This is a genomic window from Nisaea nitritireducens (assembly GCF_014904795.1).
GTDB classification, from domain to species: domain Bacteria; phylum Pseudomonadota; class Alphaproteobacteria; order Thalassobaculales; family Thalassobaculaceae; genus Nisaea; species Nisaea nitritireducens.
Genome location: NZ_JACZFS010000014.1, coordinates 60,043 through 86,251, shown reverse-complemented (window position 1 = coordinate 86,251; position 26,209 = coordinate 60,043). Strand labels below are relative to the sequence as shown.

At 59.6% G+C, this 26,209-nt stretch carries 25 protein-coding genes; 14 read left to right on the top strand and 11 right to left on the bottom strand.

Annotated elements, in window-relative coordinates; translation table 11 throughout:
* Positions 1-2: 2 nt before the first annotated feature.
* From IG629_RS05300 to IG629_RS05290, 3 genes are all read left to right on the top strand, one after another.
* Positions 3-896 (top strand): ABC transporter permease, encoded by an 894-nt coding sequence (locus tag IG629_RS05300; RefSeq protein ID WP_319025017.1) that lies wholly within the window; start codon positions 3-5, stop codon positions 894-896.
* The gene (locus IG629_RS05295) at positions 896-1,711 is read left to right on the top strand and encodes an ABC transporter permease (protein ID WP_193170928.1); all 816 of its coding nucleotides are present in this window, start codon (positions 896-898) and stop codon (positions 1,709-1,711) included. The genes IG629_RS05300 and IG629_RS05295 overlap by 1 nt, the downstream gene beginning before the upstream one ends.
* 83 nt (positions 1,712-1,794) lie before the next feature.
* On the top strand, positions 1,795-3,027 hold the full coding sequence (locus IG629_RS05290; protein ID WP_193170927.1) for an MFS transporter: 1,233 nt from the start codon (positions 1,795-1,797) through the stop codon (positions 3,025-3,027).
* Positions 3,028-3,033: 6 nt separating this feature from the next.
* Here the strand turns inward: IG629_RS05290 and IG629_RS05285 are convergent, their stop codons facing one another.
* Complete coding sequence (locus IG629_RS05285; protein WP_193170926.1) at positions 3,034-5,442, bottom strand: methyl-accepting chemotaxis protein; 2,409 nt, start codon at positions 5,440-5,442, stop codon at positions 3,034-3,036.
* Between the two features lie 159 nt (positions 5,443-5,601).
* Between IG629_RS05285 and IG629_RS05280 the strand changes: the two genes are divergently transcribed.
* On the top strand, positions 5,602-6,174 hold the full coding sequence (locus tag IG629_RS05280; RefSeq protein WP_193170925.1) for a hypothetical protein: 573 nt from the start codon (positions 5,602-5,604) through the stop codon (positions 6,172-6,174).
* A 52-nt stretch (positions 6,175-6,226) separates the two neighbouring features.
* Here IG629_RS05280 and IG629_RS05275 read toward each other — a convergent pair whose 3' ends face one another.
* A complete protein-coding gene (locus IG629_RS05275; protein ID WP_193170924.1) occupies positions 6,227-7,435 on the bottom strand; it encodes an acyl-CoA dehydrogenase family protein in 1,209 nt (402 codons plus the stop codon).
* A gap of 54 nt (positions 7,436-7,489) precedes the next feature.
* Complete coding sequence (locus IG629_RS05270) at positions 7,490-9,091, bottom strand: GMC family oxidoreductase (protein ID WP_193170923.1); 1,602 nt, start codon at positions 9,089-9,091, stop codon at positions 7,490-7,492.
* A 174-nt stretch (positions 9,092-9,265) separates the two neighbouring features.
* Between IG629_RS05270 and IG629_RS05265 the strand changes: the two genes are divergently transcribed.
* From IG629_RS05265 to IG629_RS05235, 7 genes are all read left to right on the top strand, one after another.
* Complete coding sequence (locus IG629_RS05265; protein WP_193170922.1) at positions 9,266-10,081, top strand: CoA transferase subunit A; 816 nt, start codon at positions 9,266-9,268, stop codon at positions 10,079-10,081.
* Positions 10,082-10,085: 4 nt separating this feature from the next.
* Positions 10,086-10,838 carry a CoA-transferase gene (locus tag IG629_RS05260; protein WP_319025016.1) on the top strand — a complete coding sequence of 251 codons (753 nt, stop codon included), beginning with the start codon at positions 10,086-10,088 and terminating at the stop codon, positions 10,836-10,838.
* A gap of 82 nt (positions 10,839-10,920) precedes the next feature.
* A complete protein-coding gene (locus IG629_RS05255) occupies positions 10,921-12,135 on the top strand; it encodes a CaiB/BaiF CoA transferase family protein (protein WP_193170921.1) in 1,215 nt (404 codons plus the stop codon).
* 19 nt (positions 12,136-12,154) lie between these two features.
* Positions 12,155-12,610, top strand: coding sequence for a peptide-methionine (R)-S-oxide reductase MsrB (gene msrB, locus IG629_RS05250; protein ID WP_404923402.1), 456 nt, complete (start codon positions 12,155-12,157; stop codon positions 12,608-12,610).
* A 74-nt stretch (positions 12,611-12,684) separates the two neighbouring features.
* Positions 12,685-13,638, top strand: coding sequence for a D-2-hydroxyacid dehydrogenase family protein (locus IG629_RS05245; protein ID WP_193170920.1), 954 nt, complete (start codon positions 12,685-12,687; stop codon positions 13,636-13,638).
* Positions 13,639-13,670: 32 nt separating this feature from the next.
* Entirely contained in the window at positions 13,671-15,020 is a 1,350-nt protein-coding gene (locus IG629_RS05240) for an NAD(P)H-dependent oxidoreductase (RefSeq protein ID WP_193170919.1), read from the top strand.
* A 94-nt stretch (positions 15,021-15,114) separates the two neighbouring features.
* Positions 15,115-16,455, top strand: coding sequence for an ABC transporter ATP-binding protein (locus tag IG629_RS05235; RefSeq protein ID WP_193170918.1), 1,341 nt, complete (start codon positions 15,115-15,117; stop codon positions 16,453-16,455).
* 138 nt (positions 16,456-16,593) lie between these two features.
* On the opposite strand, the gene arsC is transcribed toward IG629_RS05235, so the two are convergent.
* Genes arsC through IG629_RS05215 form a run of 4 tightly spaced genes read right to left on the bottom strand, consistent with a single transcriptional unit; the run spans position 16,594 to position 19,109 of the window.
* On the bottom strand, positions 16,594-16,941 hold the full coding sequence (gene arsC, locus IG629_RS05230; RefSeq protein WP_193170917.1) for an arsenate reductase (glutaredoxin): 348 nt from the start codon (positions 16,939-16,941) through the stop codon (positions 16,594-16,596).
* Positions 16,942-16,955: 14 nt separating this feature from the next.
* Positions 16,956-17,747, bottom strand: a complete 792-nt coding sequence (locus tag IG629_RS05225; protein ID WP_193170916.1) for an enoyl-CoA hydratase-related protein — start codon at positions 17,745-17,747, stop codon at positions 16,956-16,958.
* Positions 17,748-17,751: 4 nt separating this feature from the next.
* Positions 17,752-18,387 (bottom strand): class I SAM-dependent methyltransferase, encoded by a 636-nt coding sequence (locus tag IG629_RS05220; protein ID WP_193170915.1) that lies wholly within the window; start codon positions 18,385-18,387, stop codon positions 17,752-17,754.
* Positions 18,384-19,109 (bottom strand): ribonuclease activity regulator RraA, encoded by a 726-nt coding sequence (locus IG629_RS05215; protein ID WP_193170914.1) that lies wholly within the window; start codon positions 19,107-19,109, stop codon positions 18,384-18,386. The genes IG629_RS05220 and IG629_RS05215 overlap by 4 nt, the downstream gene beginning before the upstream one ends.
* A gap of 154 nt (positions 19,110-19,263) precedes the next feature.
* Here IG629_RS05215 and IG629_RS05210 point away from each other — a divergent pair, with 154 nt between their 5' ends.
* On the top strand, positions 19,264-20,277 hold the full coding sequence (locus IG629_RS05210; protein WP_193170913.1) for an aldo/keto reductase: 1,014 nt from the start codon (positions 19,264-19,266) through the stop codon (positions 20,275-20,277).
* A gap of 12 nt (positions 20,278-20,289) precedes the next feature.
* Here the strand turns inward: IG629_RS05210 and IG629_RS05205 are convergent, their stop codons facing one another.
* Both IG629_RS05205 and IG629_RS05200 read right to left on the bottom strand, forming a co-directional pair.
* Positions 20,290-20,745 carry a cyclic nucleotide-binding domain-containing protein gene (locus IG629_RS05205; protein WP_193170912.1) on the bottom strand — a complete coding sequence of 152 codons (456 nt, stop codon included), beginning with the start codon at positions 20,743-20,745 and terminating at the stop codon, positions 20,290-20,292.
* A gap of 97 nt (positions 20,746-20,842) precedes the next feature.
* Complete coding sequence (locus IG629_RS05200; RefSeq protein ID WP_193170911.1) at positions 20,843-21,208, bottom strand: TfoX/Sxy family protein; 366 nt, start codon at positions 21,206-21,208, stop codon at positions 20,843-20,845.
* A 275-nt stretch (positions 21,209-21,483) separates the two neighbouring features.
* Between IG629_RS05200 and typA the strand changes: the two genes are divergently transcribed.
* Positions 21,484-23,310 carry a translational GTPase TypA gene (gene typA, locus IG629_RS05195; RefSeq protein ID WP_193170910.1) on the top strand — a complete coding sequence of 609 codons (1,827 nt, stop codon included), beginning with the start codon at positions 21,484-21,486 and terminating at the stop codon, positions 23,308-23,310.
* 118 nt (positions 23,311-23,428) lie between these two features.
* Entirely contained in the window at positions 23,429-23,827 is a 399-nt protein-coding gene (locus IG629_RS05190; protein WP_028465206.1) for a rhodanese-like domain-containing protein, read from the top strand.
* A gap of 56 nt (positions 23,828-23,883) precedes the next feature.
* On the opposite strand, the gene IG629_RS05185 is transcribed toward IG629_RS05190, so the two are convergent.
* Together IG629_RS05185 and IG629_RS05180 are read right to left on the bottom strand one after the other, a co-directional pair.
* Positions 23,884-25,506: a methyl-accepting chemotaxis protein gene (locus IG629_RS05185; protein WP_193170909.1), complete on the bottom strand. Its 1,623-nt coding sequence runs from the start codon at positions 25,504-25,506 to the stop codon at positions 23,884-23,886.
* 140 nt (positions 25,507-25,646) lie between these two features.
* A complete protein-coding gene (locus tag IG629_RS05180; RefSeq protein ID WP_193170908.1) occupies positions 25,647-26,093 on the bottom strand; it encodes a cache domain-containing protein in 447 nt (148 codons plus the stop codon).
* Positions 26,094-26,209: the final 116 nt, after the last annotated feature.

Here is a 26,209-nt window from a genome sequence, read left to right as displayed (position 1 = left end):
GGGTGAGCATCGGATCGGAAGCCCGCGCCAACGAGACGGTTCTTTTGAAGCAGTCGCGGCGAGAGGAATGGGCTCTGCTTGGGCTGGCATCGCCCGCGATCCTGACGGTTCTGATTGTCATGGTGCTTCCGGTCGGCTGGCTCTTCTATCTGTCCTTCCTGGCGGATGACGGCAGCTTCTCGCTTGAGCATTACAACCGGATGCTGGAAAGCAAAGCCTACGGCCGGATCTTCATGACGACGTTCGAGGTCAGCTTCCTGACCACGGGCCTTTGCATTCTGATCGGCTATCCACTGGCCTATTTCCTGTCGCAGCTTTCCCCGCGTATGGCGGCGCTTTGCATGCTGACAGTGCTGCTGCCGTTCTGGACCTCGCTTCTGGTCCGGACCTACGCCTGGCTGGTCCTGCTGCAGCGCAAGGGGCTGATTAACAGTTGGGCGATTGATCTCGGGCTCTGGGATGAGCCGCTGAAACTGGTGCACAATCTGAACGGCACACTGATCGGCATGGTGCACATCATGCTGCCGTTCCTGGTGTTGCCACTTTATGGCTCGATGAAGGCCATCAGTGCCGATTACCTGAAAGCCTCGTCCAATCTAGGTGCGGGGCCAAGCCAGACGTTCTGGAATATCTTCTTCCCGCTGTCGTTGCCGGGCCTGTTCGCCGGCGCGCTGATCGTTTTCGTGCTTTGTCTCGGTTTCTTCGTGACACCCGCAGTGCTCGGCGGCGGCAAGGTGATCATGGTTTCCATGCAGATCACCAGCAATATCGAGCTGTTCTTCAATTGGGGCGCCGCTAGCGCTCTTGGTGTCGTCCTGCTGGTCATCACCCTGGCGATCCTGCTTGCTGCCTCCCGGCTGCTTAAACTCGACAATGTTCTTGGCGGAGGTCACTGATGAACTGGCTGAACAGACCCGCCTCCGAAACCCAGATCACCCATGGCCAACGTCTCTGGCTCTACATTCTGGCGACGGTGATTATGATCCTGCTGGTTGCGCCAACGGTGATCGTGATCCCGATGTCCTTCTCGGCCTCGCAGTATCTCGAGTTCCCGCCACGGGAATGGTCGCTCCGCTGGTACGAGCATTATCTCAATTCGCCGGAATGGATACAGGCGACCTGGACATCCCTGAAGGCCGGGTTCTTCACCATGTGCGTTGCGACGCCGATCGGAACGGCGGCGGCTTACGGCCTGTTCGTCACCAAGCATCCGCTTAGCCGGATGTTCTATGTTCTGCTGATCACGCCGATCATGATCCCGGTCATTCTGATCGCCATCGCGGCCTTCTATGTCTTTGTGCAGATCAGGATGGTCAACAGCATGTTCGGGTTGGTGATCGCGCACTCGATCCTGGCGCTGCCGCTGGTTCTGATCGTGATCAGTGCTGCTTTGAAGAGCTTTGACATGAACCTGGAAATGGCGGCTCGAAGCCTCGGCGCATCACGCTTTACCGCCTTCATGGATGTAACCCTGCCACAGATCCGGTTTTCCGTGTTGACCGCGGCCTTGCTGTCATTCCTGACGTCGTTCGATGAAGTGATTGTCGCCATGTTCGTCTCGGGTGGTGACAACTCGACCCTGACGCGGAACATGTTCAACGCGCTCAGGGACCAGATCGATCCGACTATCGCGTCGATCTCGACCATCATGATCGTCATTTCCTCCTCGCTTCTCATCCTGACGCAGCTTTTCAGAAAATCGCGCGACTGAAGTGCCGGAGCGGCGTCTTTCGGTTGTGGCTGTCACGGCCTAGTGTGACTGCCGCATATTGATCGTTGCCGGAGTGTTTCCAGATGCCGCTATTGCGCGGAGCGGGTGTTGCCATGATCGGCGCTCTCGGTGTTCTTGCCTTGTGTCTTGGCATGACGGCATTGGGGCGCGGGGCAGGGGAAAGCTACGCCGTCTTTCTGCTCCCGCTGTCGGGGGAGCTTGGCTGGGACCGTTCCTCGGCAACCTCGGTCTATTCTCTCTTCATGGCGGCGACCGGATTTTTCGCGCCATTGGCCGGACATCTGTTCGACCGTTTTGGCGGGCGTCTTGTCTATGCCGTGGGGCTGGGCTCACTCGCGGTAGGCTATTTTGCTGCCGGATCCCTTTCCCAGCTATGGCAGTTCCAGATTGCAATCGGTGGCTTCTGCGGTTTCGGCGCCGCGCTGATCGGTCTCGCTCCGGCCCAGGCTGTGGTCAGCCGCTGGTTCGACAAAGGCCTGGCGACGGCGCTTTCCATGACCTATGGCGGGCTGGGTATCGGAACCCTGATCATGGCGCCGTTGGCTGAATATCTGATCTCCAGTCAGGGGTGGCGGGACGCCTATGGCTGGTATGCGCTGGTTTTCGCGGTGCTTTGCGGCTTTGTGCTGTTCCTGCCCTGGCGCCGGATCGCGGAAGGGGCTCCCGGCAACCCGCGCCGCCATAGCGCTTCGGCGGGGCCCTCTGGGCCAACCTTGATGGCCGCGTTGAAGACCCTAGAGTTCTGGGCCTTTTTCGTGATCTTTTTCGTTACCGCGGTTTCAATTTACGGCATCAGCCTGCAATCGGTCGCCTATCTGGTCAGTGGGGGGATGAGCGAGCAGCAAGCCGCCTTCGCATTCGGTACGGCGGGCATGCTGTCCTTCTTCGGTATGACGGCGACAGGCATGGCGGCGGACCGGTTCGGGCATCGGATCGTCGCGACCGGGAGTTATGTTCTCACGGTGATTGCCATCGGTGCTCTTGCGCTTGTACCAGCGGACAGCACTGGCATTCTGCTGGTCATTTATATCGTCTGCTTCGGTCTCAGCATGGGGGCGCGCGGGCCGATCATCACGACATTGATGGCGCGGCGGTTCTCCGGTTCCGGCATTGGCGCCATTCTCGGTGCGGCGAATTTCGGGCAGGGCCTGGGCGCGGCGTCAGGTGCGTTCTTTTCCGGCCTGCTGTTTGACCTGACCGGCGGCTACAGCGCTGCCTTCATTGGCTGCACGCTGGCAGCGCTGATCGGGGCGGGCCTGTTCTGGACTGTCGGCACCGCGCCCGATCCTGAGTAACGTCGCTTACTTCTGCCTGACTTCCACAAGGAATTCCTCGACCTGACGGTTGAGGTTCTGGATTTGCGTCGAAAGCTCGCGTGCCCGTCCGCTGACGGCATCAGCGGCGCTGCCGGAGACCTCGGCGCTTGAATTCACGCCTTCGATGTTGCGGGCGACATCGTCCGCGCTGACGCTGGCTTCCTCGATGTTGCGGGCAATTTCCTGTGTCGCGGAGGTCTGCTCTTCCATCGCAGCCGCAATACTGGCCGAGATCTCACCAAGCTCTTCAATCACCTTCGACACTGATTCCATGTTCACGGAAGCGCTGTCGGTTTCCTGCTGAATGGCTGCCACACGTTCGGAGACGCGTTCCGTTGCCTGGGCGGTTTGCGTTGCGAGGTTCTTCACTTCGGAGGCGACCACGGCAAAACCCTTACCGGCGTCGCCCGCGCGGGCAGCCTCGATCGTGGCGTTAAGGGCCAGCAGATTTGTCTGTTCGGCGATTTCCTGGATCAGCTGTACGACTTCGGTGATTTCACCTACCGCCTTGCGCAGATTCCCCATCAGGGCGACGGATTGCTCCGCGCGCTGCGAGGCATCGTGCGATTTCTCGTTCGAAATTGCGATTTGGCGGCTGATTTCCTGAATGGAGGAGGTCAGCTCGGATGTCGCTGCTGCCACGGTCTGGACATTTGCGCTGGCTTCAGTTGAAGCGGCGGCGACAGCGGCGGCCTGATCGTGCGTTTGGGCGATTGCCTGACTCACTTCGCCTGCTGAGCCTTCCATTGTGCCGCCGGCATCCGCGACGCGCTGCGCAATGGATTTCACGGAACTTTCGAAATTATCGGCGAGTTCCGCCATTTGTCGGCGTTTCTCTTCCGCTGTGCGGCGCTCGGACTCTTCCTGTTGGCCTTCCATGCGCTTCATTTCGGTCGCGTTGTCCTTGAAGACCTGGACCGCGCGGGCCATTTCAGCGATCTCGTCCTTGCGGTCAGTCATCGGGATTTCGCTTTCAAGATCGCCGTCGGCAAGACCGTTCATGGAACCTGTGATCGCGGATATCGGCCGCACGATGCTGCGGGCAATCAGGAAGGCGAGAACGAAGCCGATGGCTATACCGCCTAATGTGCCGAACAGGATCGACTGGACGGATTGTTCTTTCAGATCTTTCAGATCAGCGAGCTTGTCGTTCTTGAAGCTGCTGGTCAGCTCAGAGTTCTTAGCTTCGACCGTCCGCATCTGCTGTTCGATTTCGGCCTGCTTTGCCAAGGCCTCGTCTACAGTATCAACCCGATTACGAAAACTTTTTGCGGCTTTTGCTGCACCAATGGCGATCTTGCCAAATTCTTCCGAAAGCGCTTTCTTCACGACGAGCGCTTTCGAGAAAACTCTGGAAACTTCGGCGCTTATTGCGTCCTTAAGAGCGGCGCGCACGCTCTCGTCCGATGTTTCGATATAGGCTTTCGTTTCCGCTGCCATCTCGTCGGCTGCGATCACCATCTCCAAAGCGGCGATGCGGGCATTTGTAGCTTCGCCGCCCTTCTTTTTCGCGATCTCGTACGCCTCGTTTGCTTCCTTCAGCGCAGCTCTGCGATCCTTCAGGATCTCACTTGCCGTCTGCGTCAGGGCCTTACTGGTGTTACTCAGTTCGTTGAACAGGGTCTCTGCTTGAGAGTCTCCGTCCTGGACGGCTTGCACCAAGGTGGAGAACGTCTTGCGGTAGGCACCGCTCAATTGAGCGATTTTCCCGGCGGCGGCTTCCGCCGGAGTACCCTTGGCCGATTTGCGCAGCGACAGGGCGTCAAGGAAGAGGCGCTTCGTCCCGGCTTCCAGTTCGGTCCTGTTCTCGTCCGACCGCTCAAGCCTGTAGGCGGCCTCTGTCGCCCGGATGCCATTACCATTTGCCAGCAGCGCATTCGACGAATTCATGATGGCAATGCTGCTGTCTCGGGTGGCGGTCGCAGCAGCCTCGGCCGCGAGGTTGATCGCGAATGTCTCTCCTGCAGCGACACTGAGCTGGGCGGCGCTCGCTTTGATATCTTCTGCTTCCACAGCCATCGACGCGGTAATGGCTTTGGTCTCGGTGTTTACCGTATGCAGTTCTTCGAGCTTTGCCTGATACAACCCAACTTCGTTGTTGATGTTGGTGATCGCGGGATCTGTTTCGCCTCTCGATTCAATCGCCGAGAGTTTTTCGCTGGTTGCCCGTGCGCCGGTCGCTGCCTCCTCGTAATACTGTTCCGCTCGGCTGAGAGCGTACAGATTAACTTGAGCGTTCGAGCTTCTGAATGTGTCAACTGCATCCAGTAGATCGAGTGTCAGTGTGATGTCCCGATCGTATCGGTTGAGGCCGAAATACCCGATTAAACCTACACCGCCAGCAATTAGAAGAGTGACGGCGAAACCCGAAGCGATCCGAAATCCAATGCGCATGGCTAACCCAGACATTGTTGTGGCTTGAAAGAATAGAACATGAAACAAATAACGGGCACAATTTAATAAGGCGTTAACAAAGTTTTGCGTAATATCGTTAATCATATGTTCAGATGATTGCTGTCCCATTCAAAAAGGCAGCTTTAGGAGGAGACACTCATGAAAAAAATTGCAAACGGACTTGCCGTACTCGCCTTGACCATGGCTTTTGCCATGCCGGCCGCAGCAAACGATTTTGAGCCGCAGATCAAGGAATTCTACAACAGTACGGTGAAGGCTTGGCTTACCGATCCGGCGGTGATTGCAGCCATTAAGGCGCAGAACGGAGAAACGGCCGGCTTTGATGCGGCGAAGATCGATACTCTCGACAAGCAGTGGCGCGCCGAAGCAAAGGCGGGTAGTGGTCCGCTCGTGGAGAAGGTTTCCAGCAACGCGTTGTCAGCCTGGCTGAAGCAGAAGAAGGAAGAAGCCGGCGGCAAGATTGCCGAGGCGTTCGTTATGGACGCAAAGGGCCTCAATGTGGGCTTGAGCGATCTGACGTCCGATTACATGCAGGGCGATGAAGGCAAGCACCAGAAGACGTATGGTTCTGGCGGCGATGCTCTCTTCATCGACGAGGTTGAGTTCGACGAAAGCTCGGGTGCATTCCAGTCGCAGATGTCCGCGACCATCAGTGATGGCGGCAAGCCGATCGGGGCTATCACCATCGGTGTGAACGTCGAAAAGCTCTGAACGACTACGTTTTTGCAAACCTGATCTGAGAGGCCGCCTTCGGGCGGCCTTTTCATTTGTATAAGGCTTTTTGGCGTCTCAGCGGGTTCATGACCGGGTGCCGGTCGGCAGTCTTGAAGCCAAGCGCGTCTTCAGCGATCAGGATACGCTGTACATTCGGGGTACCCTCGCCAACAGTCAGCATGTTTACGTAAGCGGAAAGCGTGTTGATCGGGTACTCCTCCGCGAGGGCATAGGCGGCGAACGTGTCCCTGGCGGTTTGAGCCGCTTTCTGTGCGACTTCCGAGGCCAGATACTTCGCCCGCGCTGCGGCCCTGGTCGAGCGCTCGCCCTTATCCATCAGCCAGGCCATACGGCGCATCATCAGGCGTGCTGCATCGATTCCGACGGCAACATCGGCTATCGGGTGCTGGACCATCTGATAGGCGCCTATCTTTTGCCCTCCGACTTCCCGTTCCTGTGCATAGCGCAATGTTTCGTCGAAACAGGCCTGGGCCAGCCCGATCAGTCTCCCGGAAACGGTCAAACGTCCGTATTCCAGCGCATTAAGTGCGACCTTAAGTCCTTCGCCCTCGTTGCCGAGCAGGTTTTCTGCCGGCACCCGGAAATCCTCCAAAAAGACCTCGCAGGAGCGCAGGCAATTGGACAGCGGACGCATTTCGATCGGCCGGGCGGTGAAACCGGGCGCGCTCTTCGGCTCGACAATGAATGCCGAAATACCGCGCTTGCCGGCGGCCGGATCTGTCTTCGCGAACAACACACCCACATCGGCGGCATTTGAGAAGGTGATCCAGATCTTGGAGCCGTTCAGCACATAGCTGTCGCCGTCACGCTTTGCCACGGTCCGCATGGCGCCACCGGGATCGGAGCCGCCGCCGGGCTCCGTCAAGGCGAACATGCCTATCTTCCGGCCCGAGATAAGCTCCGGAACGAAATGCCGAGCCTGTTCAGGCGTGCCCCAATTGAAGATGGTGAAGGGACAGGTCATGGCCTGCATGTTCATGGCATAGCCAAAGCCCGGCGAGAGACGGGAAATCTCCTCGGCGATGGTTCCGACAGCGGCAAAACCCAGTGCGGTCCCGCCCATCTCTTCGGGAAAGGCCGCGCTGAACAAACCCGCACCGCCCATGGCGCGGATGATCTCGTAGGGAAACTCACCGGAAGCTTCGTATGCGTCAATCTTCGGGGCAATCTCGACGTCATAGACCCGGCGGACCGTGTCGCGCACTACCTCGATGATTGGATCCTCGCTGAAATCCATTCGTCCACTCCCTAGGCTCTTTTTTATGTTTTCGGGAATTCTGAGTGAATGCCCTTAACTTTGGTTGTCCTCGAGGATCATCGTCGACGCCTTTTCCCCGATCATCATCGCAGGCGCGTTGGTGTTGCCGGAGACCACGGTCGGCATGATCGAGCAGTCGGCGACGCGCAATCCGGCTATACCGTGCACTCGCAGCCGGGCATCGACCACTGCTTTCGGGTCGGCCCCCATGCGGCAGGTACTGGTCGGGTGGAAGATGGTGCCGCCTTTCTCGCGGGCATAGGCGAGCAGACCCTCATCGTCCGCACGGTCCAGGCCCGGTTCATACTCGTTCTTCAGATGCTTGCTGAAGGCCGGGGATTGGGAGATTTTCCGGCTCAGCTTCATGCCGTCGATGATTGTCCGCCGGTCGCCCTCTGTTGAAAGATAGTTCGGCTTGATGCTCGGATACTCACGCGGGTCGCCGGATTTCACCATGATTGTGCCCCGGCTTTCCGGGCGGAGCTGGCAGATCGAGGATGTGACGCCGGGGAAGGGGTGCAGCAGCTGGCCCGGCTTGTCCGCGCTGAACGGGATGAAATGGAACTGGATATCTGGTGTTTCCAGCTCTGCGCGCGTCTTGGTGAAGACGTAGACCTGACCGGCGCTGACGGTAAGCGGTCCGCTTCGGGTGAGGGCGTATTGCAGGCCCATGGCAATCCGTTTCAGCGGATTGGCGACATCGGTGTTGAGCGACTCAAGGCCGTCCAGCTCATAAATCGCACGGACCTGGAAATGGTCCTGCAGGTCGTCACCGACACCGGGCAGATCGTGCTGCACCGGGATGCCGACGCTACGCAGATGCTCTCCAGGGCCGATGCCAGAGAGCTGCAGTAATTGCGGGGAATTGATGGCGCCGCCGCAGAGCACGATCTCGCGCGTTGCTTCCGCTTTATATTCGATGCCGTCGCGTAAGTAGGTAATTCCGCTCGCGCGTCCGTCCTTGAGCTCCAGCTTCGACGCCATGGCGCGGGTTTCGATACGCAGGTTCTTCCGGCTTTTGATCGGATTGAGATAAGCGACTGCGGCACTGCACCGGCGGCCGTTCCGGCTGGTGGTCTGGTAGTAGCCGGCGCCGTCTTGGGTCGAGCCATTATAATCCTCGTTCCGCGGAATACCGACTTCCTCGCAAGCCTCAAGGAAGGCCTCGCAGACCGGGCGCCGGTCGGCGATGTCGGAGACCGAAAGAGGGCCGTCGCCGCCACGGAACTCGTTCCCGCCACGCTCGTAACTTTCGGATTTCTTGAAGAAGGGGAGCACGTCGTCCCAGCCCCAGCCTTCGTTGCCGAGCTGGCGCCAGTGGTCGTAATCCTGATGCTGGCCGCGTACATAAAGCAGGCCGTTGATAGAACTGGAGCCACCGAGCACCCGGCCGCGCGGCCAGACCATCACCCGGTCATTCACGCCGGCATCCGGTTCCGTCTCGTAACCCCATGAAATATCGGGATGATACATCGTCCTGTAGTAACCGACCGGAACATGGATCCAGGGGTTGCGATCCTTGCCGCCTGCTTCCAGCAACAGGACGCGATTCTTCGGATCCGCCGACAGCCGGTTCGCGACGACGCAGCCCGCTGAGCCCGCGCCGACCACGATATAGTCGTAAACTTCGCTCACCCCGTTACTCCCTTGCTCTTTTAGTCACTTCTTTTGCGGGGAGAATATGCGCCTGGCCGATGGCCGTCGATGGGTTTGGACCCACTTGCATGGGAAACGATGTCATGACGGGTTGCGGCTTTATTCCGGCAACCGATCGCGTAGGATGCGGGAAACATTCTGGGAGGAATGACAATGGATGCCATCCGGCTCGACCTTGATGGGTTGGCGGCACGGGTGAGTGACGGCGCTAAAATCGCTCTGCCGCCGGATTATTCATACTGCGCCATGGCTTTGGTGCGCGCCATCATCGCCCGCAATGTCCGCGACCTTCATCTGGTCGGCGTTCCCGCCCTTGGTTTCCAGGCGGATCAGCTGATCGGTGCCGGCTGCGTCGGCACTGTGGAGACAGCGGCGGTTACGCTTGGCGAGTTCGGTCTGGCGCCCCGGTTCAGTGCCTCCATCAAGGCCGCCGGTATTCGCATGCTGGACGCGACCTGCCCGGCGATCCATGCCGGCCTGCAGGCATCCGAGAAGGGCGTGCCCTTCATGCCGTTGCGCGGCGTCATCGGATCCGATGTCGAGAAGCGCCGGGATGACTGGGTGATTGGCCAGAATCCTTTCGCAGAGAATGATCCCATTCTGATGGTGAAGGCGATCCAGCCCGATTTCGCGGTGTTTCATGCCCCGCTGGCGGACAGGTTCGGCAATGTCTGGGTCGGTGTCCGGCGCGAGCTGATGCTGATGGCCCATGCAGCGAAATCCAGTCTGGTTACGGCCGAGAAGATCGTGGACGGGAACCTGCTGGACGATCCGGTCCGCGCCGCTGGGACGATCCCGGGGCTCTATGTCGGCGCCATTGCCGAAGCGGAGCAGGGCGCCTGGCCGCTCGGCATCCCGGGCGGCTATGACGCGGATCAGGATGAGCTGGCGCGCTATGTCGATATGGCGCGCACGGAAGATGGTTTTGCCGCCTATATGGCAGGCACCAAAGCCGTGGCGGCGGAGTAAAGACGTGACGACAGTAAACGACGGCGTCCGCGCCGAGGAAATCCTGATCGCCTCCATTGCTGATATGCTGGACGGGCTGAGCCATATCGCGGTCGGCGCGTCTTCTCCGGTGCCCGGAGCAGCGGCCATGCTGGCACGGGCGCGGCATCCGGACAGAACCCGTGTTTCTGTGCTCGGCAGTGAGGACAACAATTTCTTCACCGACGGCGGCAAGGAGCTGTTTGACTGCGCCGGGCAGGGCCGCATCGATGCATTCTTTCTTGGTGGCGCGCAGATCGACGGGCAGGCGAATATCAATCTCGTCTCGGTCGGCAATCCGGACAAACCCAAGGTCCGGTTTCCGGGCTCCTTCGGTTCTTCCTACATGTATTTCACCGTGCCGCGCGTGATCCTGTTCCGACTGGAGCACACACCGCGTACCCTGGTGGAGAAAGTCGACTTCATCAGCGCACCGGGAACCTCGGAGCCGAACATCTACCGGCCGGGCGGGCCGTATGCCCTGATCACCGACCGCTGTCTCTTCCATTTCGACCGTGAGAAAGGCCGTTTCAGCCTGGCGAGTGTCCATCCGGGACATACGGTCGAGGAAATCAGGGAGCAGACCGGTTTTGATTATGATGAGCTGGCCGCCGTGCCGGAAACGCGTCTGCCGGACGCCAAAACTCTTGAGACCATCCGGGGGCCGGTTGCCGCGCAGATCGCTGAAATCTACCCGGGCTTCGCAGCCGAGGTTTTCGGGATAGAAAAGGCAGCCTGATAATTGACCCGGGGTCGCCGGGTTTCCAATATGACCGGATCGTTTTGACCGGTTCCAGCCTTGAGAATTGAGGAGTAACGGAATGAGTGGCACTGCGGCATCCGCCGGCGCGCTCCAGGGGATCAAGATCGTCGATTGCACACGCGTGCTCGGCGGTCCGTACTGCACCCAGATGCTTGGGGATCACGGCGCGGAGATCATCAAGATCGAGCCGCCGCAGGGCGACGAGGTGCGGGACTGGGGTCCGCCATTCCATGAAGGCGATGCGTCCTATTTCATCGGTGTGAACCGGAACAAGAAATCCCTCGGCCTCGACCTTTCGAAGGAAGAGGGCAAGCAGGTGCTTCTGCGTCTACTCGAGGACGCGGACGTCCTGGTCGAGAACTACAAGCCCGGCTCGATGGAGAGATGGGGGCTTGGTTACGAGGATGTGCTGAAGGAGAAATTCCCGAAGCTGGTCCATTGCCGGATTTCCGGCTTTGGCTCCGACGGTCCTTATGGCGGCTTTCCCGGCTATGACGGCATCATTCAGGCCATGACCGGCTGGTTCTCGGTCAATGGTTCGACACCCGTGGATCAGACCCGTGTCGGTATTCCGATGGTCGATATGGGAACAGGCCTCTATGCCGCGAACGCGATCATGATGGCGCTGTTTGAGCGGCACAGCTCCGGTCTCGGCCAGTATGTCGACATGACGCTGTACGATTGTGGCCTGTCGCTGATGCATCCGCACGTTGCGAATTACGAGTTGTCGGGCAAGGTGCCGGGGATTACGGGCAACCAGCACCCGAATATCAGCCCCTACGATAAATTCTCGACCCAGACCGGGGATATCTTCGTTGCAGGCGGGAATGACAGGGCCTGGCAGCGGATGACAGCGGAGCTCGGCAAGCCGGAACTGGCGACGGATCCGCGGTTCGTCAGCAATGCGGATCGCGTGACCAACCGTGATGCCTTGCGGGCGGAGCTTGAAGTTCTGCTGAAGGATAAGGACGGAAACGAGATCTGCGACCGCCTGCTGAGGGCGGGAGTGCCTGTCGGGCCGATCCGGAATACAGCGGATGTCATGGCGCATGAGCACACCAAGCACCGGGACATGGCAGTCGAACTCGACTGGTACAAATCCTGGGGAATCCCGATCAAACTGTCGCGGACACCCGGCTCAGTGAAATCGGTGCCGCCGAAATTCGGCGAGCATGGCCGCGCCATTCTTGCCGAACATGGCTTCAGCGAGACCGAAATCACCGCACTGGCAGAGCAGGGTGTTCTGGTCGAGGAGCGTCGCAAGGCCAAATAGCGGATTGCGGAAAGGTGACTTGCCTGAACCGCGCATTGGCACAATCTCAGCCCTGACAAGGGAACTGGAGGGCATGATGGAAAAGGTCGTGAAGAGTGACGCCGAGTGGCGGGAGCAGCTCACCGACGAGCAGTACCAGGTGACACGGAAGCATGGGACGGAACGCCCTTTTACGGGCAAGTACGCCGAAACGACTGAGCTGGGGACATATACCTGCGTCTGTTGTGGCGAGCCGCTTTTTGAAAGCGAGACTAAATTCGATGCTGGCTGCGGCTGGCCGAGCTTCTATCAGCCGATCGAGGGGGCGAATATCGAGAGCACGACGGACCGTAGCCACTTCATGGTCCGGACCGAGGTGCATTGCGCGAAGTGCGAAGCCCATCTCGGGCATGTGTTCCCCGATGGGCCGCAGCCGACCGGCTTGCGGTATTGCATTAATTCGGCGTCGCTCGATCTGAAGCAGAAGGACGAGTAAAAGCTGTATGTCTCGGTCAAAAAAGACCGTAAAACAATAAGATACTACAACAAACTAAAGTGACAGGTGAGGAAATGCCGAAGATTGCGATTTTGGACGACTATGCGAATGTATCCCTGCGCATGGCCGATTGGGGAAGCCTGCCGGAGGGGTACGAGACGGTCGTCTTTACCGATAATCTGGTAGAGCACGACGCGCTCGTCGACCGCCTGAAAGACTTCGAGATCGTCTGTGCCATGCGCGAACGGACGCCGTTCCCGGCGGAGATCTTCCAGCGCCTGCCGAACCTGAAACTGTTCGTCACCAGCGGCATGCGGAACAACGCGGTCGATTTTCCGGCGGCCCGTGCTTGCGGCATTCCGGTGTGCGGCACCGCGACCAGCGGGAACACGACGAAGGAACATACCTGGGCCATGCTGATGGCGCTGGCCCGGCAGGTTGCGCATGACGACCGCATGATGCGGGAAGGCAAGTGGCAGACCCGTATCGGCGTTGATCTGAAGGGCCGGACCCTGGGGGTCGTCGGGCTCGGTAAACTCGGCAGCCAAGTCTCCGAGATTGCCAAGCTTTTCGGTATGGACGTGGTCGCCTGGTCGCCGAACCTGACCGAAGAGCGCTGTGCCGAAGTCGGCGTGCGCAAGGCGGCGAGCAAGGAAGCGCTTCTGCGCGAGGCGGATATCGTCACCCTCCATGTCGTGTTGAGCGACCGTTCCCGCGGCATGATCGATGCGGCCGCTCTGGCGGAGATGAAGCCGACGGCGCTGCTGGTGAATACCTCGCGCGGTCCGATCGTGGATGAGGATGCGCTGATCGACGCGCTGAAGAACAACCGGATCGCAGGCGCCGCCGTGGACGTTTTCGAGCCGGAACCTCTCCCGGCCGATCATCCGATCCGCACGCTGGATAATATCCTGCTCACGCCGCATATGGGCTACGTGACCGAGGAAACCTACAAGCTGTTCTATGGCGAGATGGTCGAGGACATCAAAGCCTGGCACGCGGGAGAGCCGATCCGCATCCTGAACTGAGCTGCAAAGGTCTGGAACCAAGGGAGGGCGGGATGAATCTGTCACGTATGCTGGCGCAGAGGGAGGCCGCAGGAGATCCGGTGAAAGTCGGGATCATCGGCTGCGGCAAGTTCGGCGCGATGTACCTGTCGCAGGCCCGTCTGACCAAGGGTATCCATGTGGTCGGCATCGCCGATCTCAATGTGGCACGGGCCAGGGAAACCCTGACCCATATCGGCTGGGAGGCGGAGCGGTTCGCCGCCCGCAGTTTCGACGATGCCGAGAAGCACCGAAGCACCTTCATCACAGATGACAGCGCGTCCCTGATCCGGGATGGCGGCCTCGACGTCCTGATCGAGGCGACCGGCGATCCCGCCGCCGGTATCCACCATTGCCTGATGGCGATCAGCCACGGCCTGCATGTCGTGATGGTCAATGTCGAGGCAGATGTAGTGGCCGGACCATTGCTGGCCCGAAAGGCGGAGCTTGCCGGAACCGTCTACAGCCTCGCCTGGGGCGATCAGCCGGCGCTCATTGCCGAACATGTCGACTGGGCCCGGACCTGCGGTTTCATGGTCGTCTCGGCCGGCAAGGGGACCCGTTACCTTCCCAGCTTCCATCAATCGACGCCTGACACGGTCTGGGATCATTTCGGCTGGGACCCCGAGGTCGTCAAACGCGGCCGGCTCAATCCGAAAATGTTCAACAGCTTCATCGACGGGACAAAGTCTGGCATCGAGATGAGCGCGGTCTGCAATGCCACCGGACTGACACCGCAGCCGGACGGGCTGGCTTTTCCGCCATGCTCACGCTTTGATCTGGCCGAGGTCTGCAAGCCTGTCGGGAACGGCGGCACGCTGACCCATTCAGGCACCACCGAGGTGGTGTCCTCGCTGACCCGGGACGGCGCCGAGGTGGAGGGCCATCTGCAATACGGGACGTTCGTCGTTATCGAGGGCGAGACCGATTACGCCCGCTATTGTTTCGAGGAGTATCACATGCTCCCGGACAGCAGTTTCCGCTTCGCCTCGCTGTACCGGCCGACCCACATGATCGGGCTCGAACTGGGTGTTTCCGTCGCCTCCGCTGCACTAAGGGGGGAGCCGACCGGCTCGCCGATTGCCTTCAACTCGGACGTGGTCGCCACGGCAAAGCGGGATATTGCCGAAGGCGAGATGCTGGACGGTGAGGGCGGGTTCTGCGTCTGGGGCAAGCAAACCCCGGCCCGGACCTCGCTCGACGAAGGCTACCTGCCGCTTGGCCTCGCGCAGAATGTCAAAATGAAGCGATCGGTCGTCACAGGCGAGCGGCTGAAATGGTCCGATGTAGAGATCGATAACAGTGACGATGCGGTGAAGGTCCGGCGCGAAATGGAAGCGATGTTCGCAGGCCCGAATAGCTGAGCCGCTTCGTTACACCGAGGTGATGTAAGATCGCGGCCATGAGCCGTGTTTTAAACCAGCCGGCCGCCGAGCCGTCCCGGATTGTGATTGCCGCATGAATAATCAGACCAGCGATAGCGTCGCGCTGCGCACGGAGACGGATGTCGCCATCGACATTCGGGGCGTCCGGAAGGTCTTTAACGTCTACAATCAGCCCCTCGACCGGCTGAAACAGGCGATCCTGCGGGGGCGGCGCACCTTCTTCACTCCTTTCGTGGCCCTGGATAATGTGACTTTCCGGGTCGGGCGGGGAGAGACGATCGGGATTATCGGGCGGAACGGGTCCGGTAAGTCCACGTTGCTGCAGATCGTTGCGGGTCTGCTGATGGCAACTGAAGGAGATGTCACGGTGAATGGCCGGGTCTCCGCTTTGCTCGAACTGGGAGCAGGCTTCAACCCGGCGGCGAGCGGCCGTGAGAATATTTACATGAACGGGGCAATCCTCGGCCTCTCGAAGGAGGAGATCGACAGGAAATTCGATGACATAGTCGCGTTTTCCGGCCTGGCCGATTTTCTCGACCGGCTAGTCGAAACTTATTCGAGCGGCATGTATGTCCGCCTCGCTTTCGCGGTCGCGGTCAGCGTGGACCCGGAAATTTTTATTGTCGATGAAGCGCTTGCGGTTGGAGATGAAGGTTTCCAGCGGAAGTGCTTTGCCCGGATCGAGGAAATGCGCCGTCGCGGCACAACGATCCTCTTCGTCAGCCACGAGGCCGGTATGATCACGCAGCTTTGCGACCGGGTTGTCCTTTTGGATCATGGCGAAATGCTGATGGACGGGGATCCGAAGAGGGTGATTTCCAACTATCACAAGCTGACCCATGCACCGGCCGCTCAGCTCAATGCCGTGCGAGATGATATCCGCCGGGACGAGGAAGCCTGCCGAAACGAAACCGGACGCGAGGAGTCGCGAGAAACCCTAGATACGGAAATGGTGCCGGAAAGCCGCACGGCGTATGTCAGCCTTGGGGCAGAGATCAGCCAGCCGCGTATCGAAACTCTTGACGGCGAAGCGGTCAATCTTCTGGTGCGCGGCAGGCACTATGCCTTCCGTTATAAGGTTCGCTTCGTTGAGGATCGCGAGCAGGTCATGTGCGCGATGATGATCAAGACCATCCAGGGGGTTCTATTGTCCGGCAGGACAACGGACAGCCTCAGGCGCGGTCTTCCGGATTACCGGGCGGGCGAGGAGATTAATGTCAGCTTTGAGTTCGAGTGCTGTCTGACGGCGGGGGCCTATTTCCTGAATGCCGGGGTCAACGGACTGTACGAGAATGAACGCAAGTCGCTGCACCGGATCATGGACGCAGCCATGTTCAAGGTCTTGCCAGACGATGACGATACGATTACCGGGATTGTTGCGCTTGAGATCGTGCCGAGCGTCAGCCGGAATTAAGGAACAAGTTTGTGTCTGAGGATATTGCTCCCGCTTCAATCTATGTTGGGGGCTCAACAGGCGTCAGAGTTAGATCTTCTGGTTATCTGGATGTGCCGGTGCGGAATCCTGAACATCTCCGATTCCGCCTGAAACACCCTAAAGGATTTTAAGCACGTCTTCCGGCGGGCGGCCGATGGCGGCCTTGCCGTTGGCGATGACGATTGGACGCTCGATCAGGACCGGGTTGTCGTGCATCGCCTGGACGAGCGTTGCACGGTCTTTTGAGCTGTCGCCAAGGCCGAGTTCCTTGAAGGGCGCTTCCTTGCGCCGCATCAGAGCGACCGGCTCCATGCCGAGCAAACCGAGTAATTCCTCGATCTCCGCCGCGCTCGGCGGGGATTTCAGATATTCCCGGATCTCCGGCTCAACTCCGTTGCTCCGCAGCAGCTCCAATGTCTGTCGCGACTTGGAGCAGCGCGGATTGTGATAGATGACGACGCTCATCGGGATGCTCCGGCTTATTTGCCCTGAAAGTTTGGCGCGCGTTTTTCAAGGAAGCTGGCGATGCCTTCCTGATAATCGTCCGTATAACCGCACTGACGCTGGAATTCTGCTTCCATATCAAGTTGTTCGGCCAATCCGTTGTCGAGCGAGGCACGCATGATCTTCTTGATCCCGGCGAGCGCCAGAGGGGCTTTCGCGGCCAGGGTTTTTGCCAGGGTTTCGGCTTCCTCCAGCAGGGTTTCGTCTTCGACCGAGGACCAGATCAGGCCCCAGTCGGCAGCCTGCTTGCCTGTCACCGGAGCGCCGATCAAGGTCATGCCGAGCGCGCGGGCAAGGCCGACGCGGCGGGGCAGCACGTAGGTTCCGCCTGCATCCGGTACCAGACCGATATTGACGAAGGCCTGCACGAACTTGGTGTTGTGACCTGCCAACACGATATCGGCGGCGAGTGCCAGACTGGCACCAGCCCCGGCGGCGACGCCGTTGACCGCCGAGATGATCGGGATCGGCAGGGCGGCCATGCGCTTGATCAGCGGATTGTAGTTCTGCTGTATGGATTCGCTGAGGTCGCGCCGTTCGGCCGTGCTGGTGGCCTTGCGGTCGGCGAGATCCTGTCCGGAGCAGAATCCGCGTCCGGCGCCGGTGATGATCACACAGCGGGCGGAGCCCGGTTTTTCCAGCTGAGTGAAGGCGTCGCGCAAATCCTCGTGCATGACCGCGGTGACGGCGTTGATCCGCTCCGGCCGGTTCAGGGTGATGCGGGCGATGTTGTCTTCGATTGAGAAGAGCAAAGTTTCATATGTCATTGAATTAACCTGATTTCGTCAAAATGAGGCGGGTGAAGGAAACGCTGTCGCGTTCCAACTCATCGCCGTTTTCTTCGCGGTGAATAACGGAAAGTCCTTGCGCCTCGGCGAGGGCCAGGAAGGGCTCGGTGTCTGACTCGAGCATTGGCCGGTCCGCCGGTGCCGGACCGTGCCGCAGCAGCACGGAGAAACGACCGCCAGGTGCGAGAAGCGCGGCGAGGCATGCCATGCCCTGACTCCGCAAATTCTGCGGCAGATGCATCCAGACCGAGTTCATCAGCATGAAATCAAACCGGCGCCCGAGCGCGTGCACTTTTGCGAGATCCGGCAAGCGGTCGTCGAGCCAGGTCGCTCGGGAGTTGGGATAGAGGGTCTCTGCTTCCGCGCGCATACCGGCGGCGGGTTCGACCGCGACCACTTCCAGCCCCCGGGATTCAAGCCCGTTTACATGGGCCCCGTATCCGGCACCGATATCCAGGGCATGGCCTCCCTCGGACGGAAGGTAGGGGGTGTGAAAAGTAATGAACTTGTCGCTATGGGTTGCGGACTCCGCACCTGCGGACCATTCCGTCCGCAGGCGCCGTGCATCACGATCATAGACCGCGATCAGCGCGTCGTTATCCGTATCGGCAGCACTCACGCTTCGGCGTCCCGCTTCTTCTGCCATTCCACATAGCGGGCCTTGGTGGCTTCATCCGGCGGATAGGTGCCGCGCAGAGGCTTGCCGCTTGCGACTTCTTCCGCGATGAAGACTTCCATCTTCTCCTGCTCGAAGGATTGCTCGGCAATTTCCTCGGCAAGATGGGCCGGCAGAACCACAAGACCTTCCGCGTCGCCGACCAGCACATCGTCCGGATAGACCGCGACACCGCCGCAGGCGATGGGGGTGTTCAGCTCGGCCACGGCATGGTGCTTGATCAGGCTGGTCGGCGCGGAGGGTCCGCCGACATAACAGGGAATGTCGTATTCCGCGATCTCGTAGGAATCGCGGATGCCGCCATCGGAAACGAAGCCGGCGACGCCGCGGACCTGCAGGCGCGTCATCAGGATATTGCCGGCGGAAGCGGCGCTGGCGTCCTGACGGCAATCCACCACCAGGATCTTGCCGGCCGGTATCGTCTCGATGGCTTTGCGCTGGGGGTGATCGTAATCGTCATAGGCGCTGATCTGGTCGATATCCTCACGCGCCGGGATGTTCCGCAGGGTAAAAGCCTCGCCGACCATATTGCGATCATGCGCGGTCAGGCGGCTGACGCCCTGAAGGCACTGATTGCGCAATCCGCGCTTCAGAAGCTGCGTGGTCAGGGTCGCGGTGCTGACATGCGCCAGCTTTTCCCGTGCCGTATCGCTCAATCCGGTCATTGAAGGCCCTCCCGGTGCCGGTTTTTTCATTGGCCCGCATCAGAGCACGGAGACTTCGCGATCCTCAAGTGCGGTCGTTGTCCATCCCGGCTATTCTGTCGTTCCGGAACCGCACCTGAGCCATCAGGGGTGGCAAAAATGGGGAGGAAAACCAATGGAATACCGCAATCTCGGCCGCTCCGGCCTGAAGGTCTCGAAGGTGTGTCTCGGCGCCATGATGTTTGGCGGGCCGACCAGCGAGGCCGATTCCCACGAGATTATCGCCGAGGCGCGGGATATAGGGGTGAATTTCATCGATACCGCCGACGCCTATCACAACGGCAATTCGGAACGTGTGGTCGGCCGCGGCATTGCCGCCCATCGCGATTATTGGGTGCTGGCGACCAAGCTTGGTAATCCGATGGACGCGGGCGATCCGAACGCGCGCGGCCTGTCCCGGAAATGGGTGCTGCAGGCCTGCGAGGAATCGCTGGAGCGGCTCGATACCGACTATATCGACATCTACTACCTGCATAAGGAAGACCATTCGACGCCGCTGGAAGAGACGGTGAACGCAATGGCGGATCTGGTCCATGCCGGCATGATCCGGCATTTCGGTATCTCCAACCACCGCTCCTGGCGGGTGGCCGAAATCTGCAATCTCTGCGATGCGGCGGGCATCGACCGCCCGGTCGTCAGCCAGCCCTATTACAACGCTATGAACCGGATGCCGGAGACCGAGCATCTGGCCGCTTGCGATTATTACGGACTTGGCGTCTTCCCTTACAGCCCGCTCGCCCGTGGCGTGCTCTCCGGCAAGTACAAGCCGGGTGCCGAGCCCGCCGAAGGCACCCGCGCCGCCCGTGCCGACACCCGCATGATGCAGACCGAATGGCGCGAGGAAAGTCTGGTAATCGCGGAGAAGATCAAGGCCCATGCCGAAGCCAAAGGCGCGACCATCATCGACCTCGCCGTTGGTTGGGTGCTGAATAACGGCCTCGTCACCGGAACCATCGCCGGGCCGCGCACGATGGAGCAGTGGAAGGCCTATGCGAAAGCGTTGGAATACGAATTCACGGAAGAGGACGAGGCGCTGATTAACGGCCTGGTGGCGGAAGGGCACCCCTCGACGCCAGGATACAATGATCCGGCCTATCCGCTGGAGGGAAGGGTGGCGCTGACGGGGTAGGCGGCCTTCGCCTTACTTCGAGACACCTTCCTCGAAGAAATCGCCGAGGCTGTGGTCGGGTTCGAAGACTTCTTTCACCTGACCACGGCTGGCATTCTTGTAGTTCGTCATGATGAAGCCATAGGCCTGATCGAGCTTGTGGGCCTGATTGAGGATGATCATCTTCGGCAGTTTCGCGCATTTAGCGATGTCGGCGCGTACCCGGTCCGCACGTACGCGAGCGTAGGCGCCGCTGCTGAAGCCGACGAGGGTTCCGACATAGGGCCGCTTCAGGATGGCAGAGCTTTCGCCGAGGAGAGAGCCGCGCTTGAAGGTCGTGACCTTGCCGTCCAGCTCGACGAGGAGGCCGGGACTATGTTCCATGGCAACCTCGCCGCTGAGAACGTACATGACGTGGTCAGACGGCTCACCATGTTCACAGATGATGTCACCAGCCTCGAAAGTGATGCGGTCAGACTCAGGTACCATGAAGGTTACTCTCGCCGTTTAGGATAATTGGATAATATACATAAAATTGAATCAAATACCGTGTATTGGCAAGCCGTAAGGCACTGATTTTGGCCAATTAAGCCTGTTTGCGTTTTCGATTTTTCTTAGGTTTATGTGCCTTGAGGGCCGCATCGATGGCGGCGCGGGCCCAATCCAGAAACAACTCTGGGTCTTCAAGTATGTCTGTCGGGACCTCCCAGTAGCTGCCGACCGTGACCTCGCCTTTCTTTGTGTTGTAGCCGAACGGCTCGCTGCCGCGCTCCTCGAAAGCCGGGCGATTCCGGTCGTCCACGCGGAAATAGGGCAGGTCACCCAGCAAGAGGGCGAAATTGACCTCGCCATATTTGATGCCATAGCCGCCGAACATGCGGTGCGCATGGATATCGCCCAACGGCTCCAGCATGTCGGTGATGAAGTCCGCGAGCTCTTTCGATGCGGCCATGACCCGATTCCTCTTGTTTGTTCTCTTATTGTTCCCATTTAACGCTTTGCTGGCAAGGCTAGGCGGCATCACATCCCAGTGGGATGCCGGATGGGGTTGCAAACGGGATGCAGCCATGCAATCCAGCGCTTGTTTCGCGCTGCAATATAAGTATGTTAGCGCCGAGTCATTTTACACTGCCGGGCCTGAACCGCCCTGAGCCAATCAACGCAGATTTGCACGCCTGGCACCGCGCCGTAATAGCGGCGCGCGGCGGACCTGTTCGGAGTCGATCCATGGAACTGAGAAATATCGCCATCATCGCCCACGTCGACCACGGCAAGACCACGCTTGTCGACGTGCTCCTGAAACAGACCGGTACGTTCCGCGAGAACCAGCAGGTCGAGGAACGGGCGATGGACAGCAACGATATCGAGCGCGAGCGCGGTATCACCATTCTCGCCAAATGTACCTCGGTCGAATATGGCGGCACGCGGATCAATATCGTCGACACGCCGGGCCACGCCGATTTTGGCGGTGAGGTCGAGCGTATCCTGTCCATGGTGGACGGTGTTGTCGTTCTGGTGGACGCGGCCGAAGGCCCGATGCCACAGACCAAGTTCGTGCTCGCCAAGGCCCTGAAGCTGGGCCTGCGTCCGATGGTCGTGGTCAACAAGGTCGATAAGCCGGAGCAGCGTGCCTACGAAGTGCAGGACGAGATGTTCGATCTGTTCTCCGCGCTCGAGGCAAATGAAGATCAGCTCGACTTCCCGTCGCTCTTCGCATCCGGCAAGGCCGGCTGGGCGAGCGAGACGCCGGAAGAGGTCGGCACCGACATGACGCCGCTGTTCGAGCTCATTCTGAAGCACGTGCCGGCACCGGCCGTCGAGAAGGACGCGCCGTTCAGGATGCTGGCAACCACGGTTGAGGCCGATCCCTATCTCGGCCGTCTGCTGACCGGCCGGATCGAGGCCGGAACCGTGAAACCGAACCTCAGCGTCAAGGCACTGTCCCGGGACGGCAAGGTGCTGGAGCAGGGCCGGATCACCAAGGTCCTTGCCTATCGCGGTCTGGAGCGGGTGCCGTTGGACGAAGCTGTGGCCGGCGACATCGTGGCGCTTGCCGGGCTTTCGAAATCGACTGTTGCCGACACCATCTGCGTGCCGGAAGTGACCGAGCCGATCATGGCGCAGCCGATCGACCCCTCGACCATCGCGGTGACCTTCTCCGTCAATGACAGCCCGCTCGGCGGTCTGGACGGCGACAAGGTGACGAGCCGGGTGATCTGGGACCGTCTGCAGAAGGAAGCGGAAGGCAACGTTGCCATTCGTGTCTCCGAAACCGCCGACAAGGACGCCTTTGAGGTCTCCGGTCGTGGCGAGTTGCAGCTTGCGGTGCTGATCGAGCAGATGCGCCGCGAGGGCTTCGAGCTCTCGATCAGCCGCCCGCGCGTGCTGTTCCAGGCCGATCCGCAGACTGGCCAGCGCCTTGAGCCGATGGAAGAAGTCGTCATCGACGTGGATGAGGAGTTCTCCGGCGCCGTGGTGGAAAAGATGCAGCAGCGCAAAGCCGAATTGATGGACATGCGTCCGTCCGGCGGCGGCAAGCAACGGGTGACCTTCCGCTGCCCGTCGCGCGGTCTGATCGGATATCACGGCGAATTCATGACCGATACCCGCGGTACCGGCATCATGAACCGGGTGTTCGACTCCTTCGGTCCCTATAAGGGCCCGATCCCGACCCGCCGCAACGGCGTGCTGATCAGCCTGGAAAAAGGCAAGGCTGCAGCCTATGCGCTTTTCAACCTGGAAGAACGCGGCCCGCTGATGATCGGCGGCGGCGAGGATATCTATCCGGGCATGGTGATCGGTGAGACCAACCGCGGCAACGATCTCGACGTGAACCCGCTGAAGTCCAAGCAGCTCACCAACTTCCGGGCATCGGGCAAGGACGATTCGATCGTCCTCACCCCGCCGATCCGGATGACTCTCGAAAAGGCGATCTCCTATATCGGCGATGACGAGCTGGTCGAAGTGACGCCGAACCATATCCGCCTGCGCAAGCGCTATCTCGATATCAACGAGCGCAAGAAGCATGCCCGCAAGATAGCGGCCGAAGGCTGATACTCTCCTGACGACCCAAGGGAACCGGAGCATCAGTCCGGTTCCCGAAAGGCCATTCCGTTTGCGCTCCGCGCGCACTAGGCTCTCCCCAGAAACGTGATCCTGAGGGAGGGCCTCAATGGCCGAGAAAACCATCAAAACCGTCGACTCCATGGTGGCCGAAGCCAACGAGCAGGTCCGCATCGTCTCCGTCGAGGATGCAAAGGCCATGGTCGGCAGCGACGACGTGACCTTTATCGATGTCCGCGATGTGCGCGAGATCGCCAAGACCGGGCGCATTCCCGGCGCGCGCCACGTGCCGCGCGGCATGCTGGAATTCTGGATCGACCCGGCCAGCCCCTATTACAAGGACTTCTTCGGCGAGGACAAAACCTTTGTCTTCTATTGCGCCGCAAGCTGGCGCTCGGCGCTGTCCGCCAAGACGGCGCAGGATATGGGGCTGACGCCCGTCGCCCATCTTGAGGGTGGCCTTGGAGAGTGGATCAAGGCGGACGGGCAGGTCGAGAAGAAGGACTAATGAAAACGGCCGGGCAGATGCCCGGCCGCTTCATATTAGTGTAGCTTTTTCTCAGGTCAGGCGGAGCGCACCTCTGCGAGGAAAGCGTCGACCTGACTGCGCAGGGCGCTGACAGAGTCGTTCATGCGGGATGCAGTTCCCGTTACATTCTCGGCCGCCGCACTGGTTTTCACTGTCGCCTGATTCACGTGTGCGATGCTGCTGGTAACCTCATCGGTACCGGTCGCGGCATCCTGAACATTGCGTGAAATCTCGGAGGTGGCTGCAGATTGCTCTTCGACTGCGCCCGCAATCATGGTTGAGGATTCCGACAAGTTGGAGATCAGGCCGGTCACGCGACTGATTGCCTCGACCGCGGCGCTGCTCGATTGCTGGATTTCCTGGACCTGTGTTGAGATATCCTCGGTTGCCTGGGCGGACTGATTGGCTAGGCTTTTCACCTCGCTGGCGACCACCGCGAAGCCCTTGCCGGCGTCACCTGCCCGGGCGGCCTCGATCGTCGCATTCAGGGCAAGCAAGTTTGTCTGCTCAGCAATATCCCGGATGAGCGTGACGATCTCGCCGATCTTCTCGGCCGACTGCGCCAAAGCCTGCATCTGCGCGTTCGTCCGCTCGGTTTCGGCAACAGCGGAGCTGCTGATCTGGGAGGCGTCGGAGACCTTGCGGGTGATTTCGCCGATCGATGCGGAGAGTTGCTCCGTCGCGGCGGCAACAGTGTTCACGTTGGTCGATGCCAACGACGCCGCAGAGGCCACCTGATCCGATTGTGAATTAGTTTCGCCGGCGGCAAGAGTCATCTCGTTGGCGGTGTCATTCAGGTTGGCCGCCATGCTGTTGAGTTCGGTCATGGATTGCCCGATCATGTTTTCAAAGCGGGCAATCGAGGCTTCGATCCGCTCGGCCCGTTTCGACCGATCCTGTTCTTCGGCAATCTGTTTGGCGCGCATTTCCTCGCGCTCGATCAAGCCTTCCTTCATCACGCCGAGGGCTTCGGCAATTGCACCGACCTCGTCTTTGCGATCCTGGTCGGTAATATCGGTGTTGCTGTGCCCTGATGCGATTTCCTTGATCACCGTTGTGATCCGGCTGATTGGCGCAGTGATGGCGCGGCCGGTGAAAATGCTGATGGCAAGCGAAAGGATAAAGGCGACGACAACGACGCCCATCACTTCCAGTTCGGCCAGATCCTGCGCCGCCTTGGCTTGATCTTGCAGGTCGTCCGCCTTCTGGACGATGGCGTCGGACAGCTCCTGGATCTTTCCGGAGACGTCACTCAGTCTGACGTGAGCGTCTGTCATCAACATGGAGGCCAGGAATGAGTCGATAGCAACGGTTTCGAGTGTTTCTGTCGCGACATCACGATACGCGCCATACTCGTCCCGGATCGTCTGCAGGGCCTCTATTTTGTCTGCGGGAGTATTCGCCTCAATCTTCGCGAACAGCGCTTCAACGTTTCCGTAGATGGTCCGTGCTTCCTCGGCTGCTTTCGCAACGTCCTCGGCAGCTACTCCGGATTGTTGCCAGCTGAGAGCCCGGAACAGTGTTGCATGACCAGCATTCACAAGCCCTTGCAGCTCTTTGGTGTCAAGGACCAGTTCCCCGGCCAGCCCCGCGTTTTTCTGGAGATGGGTGGTCTCCTTTGAAGAAATGAAGAATACCGCTGCGATGATCAGGATCATCAAGCAGGCAACACCAGGTGCTATTAGTGTTTTTTGAATGATTGGTAGATTCTTCAGCATTTTTGGCGGTCCCGGTCCCAAGATTTTTATACGGCCGGGGACGGAAAGATCCGTCTCCGGCCTGGTGCGCATAGGTTTTTTTAGCGCTTGTAGGCGCCGACACCGATGACGTTGTCAGCGACGCGAATGACGTAGGAAGTCTTGGGTTCAACCGCATTCGTCTTCGGGTTTTGCCATTTGTAGTCGATCCAGTTGGCGTCTTCGACCTTCAGGAATTCCTTGATGAACTGCTTGCCGTCGACATCGCGAAGGCCGGTCAGATCGCGGCCGACGAGAGCGGCTTTGGCACCGTGTGCGATCGTGATGCCTTTGAGATCAAAAACGAAGACATAAAGATCGCGGTCATGCCAATCGCCGCCAGGGACCATGAAGTCTTTGATCGCAGTGGCAACACCAGCGGACTTCATATGCGCAGCGGCTTTTTCAGCCATCGCCTTGGCTTCCGCCTCGGAGGCGAAGTCGGCTGCTGTTGCACCCATGGTGGCGGTGAACAGCATTGCAGCGGCAATGAGGAGTTTCTTGAACATCTGTAGGTCCTCTGAAAATCAGTCGTTGTTGGTATGAGGTGAACCCGGCCCGTTCTGGAACAGAGCCGTTGTTTTCCGAGGGGTTTTATCCGCTGTAAAACTTAAAAGTTATTTAA

What these genes read in the sequence shown, in the direction of transcription:
- IG629_RS05295 (WP_193170928.1), top strand. Translation starts at nt 896, where the DNA reads ATGAACTGGCTGAACAGACCCGCCTCCGAAACCCAGATCACCCATGGC.
- IG629_RS05290 (WP_193170927.1), top strand. Translation starts at nt 1,795, where the DNA reads ATGCCGCTATTGCGCGGAGCGGGTGTTGCCATGATCGGCGCTCTCGGT.
- IG629_RS05285 (WP_193170926.1), bottom strand. Translation starts at nt 5,442, where the DNA reads ATGCGCATTGGATTTCGGATCGCTTCGGGTTTCGCCGTCACTCTTCTA.
- IG629_RS05280 (WP_193170925.1), top strand. Translation starts at nt 5,602, where the DNA reads ATGAAAAAAATTGCAAACGGACTTGCCGTACTCGCCTTGACCATGGCT.
- IG629_RS05275 (WP_193170924.1), bottom strand. Translation starts at nt 7,435, where the DNA reads ATGGATTTCAGCGAGGATCCAATCATCGAGGTAGTGCGCGACACGGTC.
- IG629_RS05265 (WP_193170922.1), top strand. Translation starts at nt 9,266, where the DNA reads ATGGATGCCATCCGGCTCGACCTTGATGGGTTGGCGGCACGGGTGAGT.
- IG629_RS05255 (WP_193170921.1), top strand. Translation starts at nt 10,921, where the DNA reads ATGAGTGGCACTGCGGCATCCGCCGGCGCGCTCCAGGGGATCAAGATC.
- IG629_RS05245 (WP_193170920.1), top strand. Translation starts at nt 12,685, where the DNA reads ATGCCGAAGATTGCGATTTTGGACGACTATGCGAATGTATCCCTGCGC.
- IG629_RS05240 (WP_193170919.1), top strand. Translation starts at nt 13,671, where the DNA reads ATGAATCTGTCACGTATGCTGGCGCAGAGGGAGGCCGCAGGAGATCCG.
- IG629_RS05235 (WP_193170918.1), top strand. Translation starts at nt 15,115, where the DNA reads ATGAATAATCAGACCAGCGATAGCGTCGCGCTGCGCACGGAGACGGAT.
- arsC (WP_193170917.1), bottom strand. Translation starts at nt 16,941, where the DNA reads ATGAGCGTCGTCATCTATCACAATCCGCGCTGCTCCAAGTCGCGACAG.
- IG629_RS05225 (WP_193170916.1), bottom strand. Translation starts at nt 17,747, where the DNA reads ATGACATATGAAACTTTGCTCTTCTCAATCGAAGACAACATCGCCCGC.
- IG629_RS05215 (WP_193170914.1), bottom strand. Translation starts at nt 19,109, where the DNA reads ATGACCGGATTGAGCGATACGGCACGGGAAAAGCTGGCGCATGTCAGC.
- IG629_RS05210 (WP_193170913.1), top strand. Translation starts at nt 19,264, where the DNA reads ATGGAATACCGCAATCTCGGCCGCTCCGGCCTGAAGGTCTCGAAGGTG.
- IG629_RS05205 (WP_193170912.1), bottom strand. Translation starts at nt 20,745, where the DNA reads ATGGTACCTGAGTCTGACCGCATCACTTTCGAGGCTGGTGACATCATC.
- IG629_RS05200 (WP_193170911.1), bottom strand. Translation starts at nt 21,208, where the DNA reads ATGGCCGCATCGAAAGAGCTCGCGGACTTCATCACCGACATGCTGGAG.
- typA (WP_193170910.1), top strand. Translation starts at nt 21,484, where the DNA reads ATGGAACTGAGAAATATCGCCATCATCGCCCACGTCGACCACGGCAAG.
- IG629_RS05190 (WP_028465206.1), top strand. Translation starts at nt 23,429, where the DNA reads ATGGCCGAGAAAACCATCAAAACCGTCGACTCCATGGTGGCCGAAGCC.
- IG629_RS05185 (WP_193170909.1), bottom strand. Translation starts at nt 25,506, where the DNA reads ATGATCCTGATCATCGCAGCGGTATTCTTCATTTCTTCAAAGGAGACC.
- IG629_RS05180 (WP_193170908.1), bottom strand. Translation starts at nt 26,093, where the DNA reads ATGTTCAAGAAACTCCTCATTGCCGCTGCAATGCTGTTCACCGCCACC.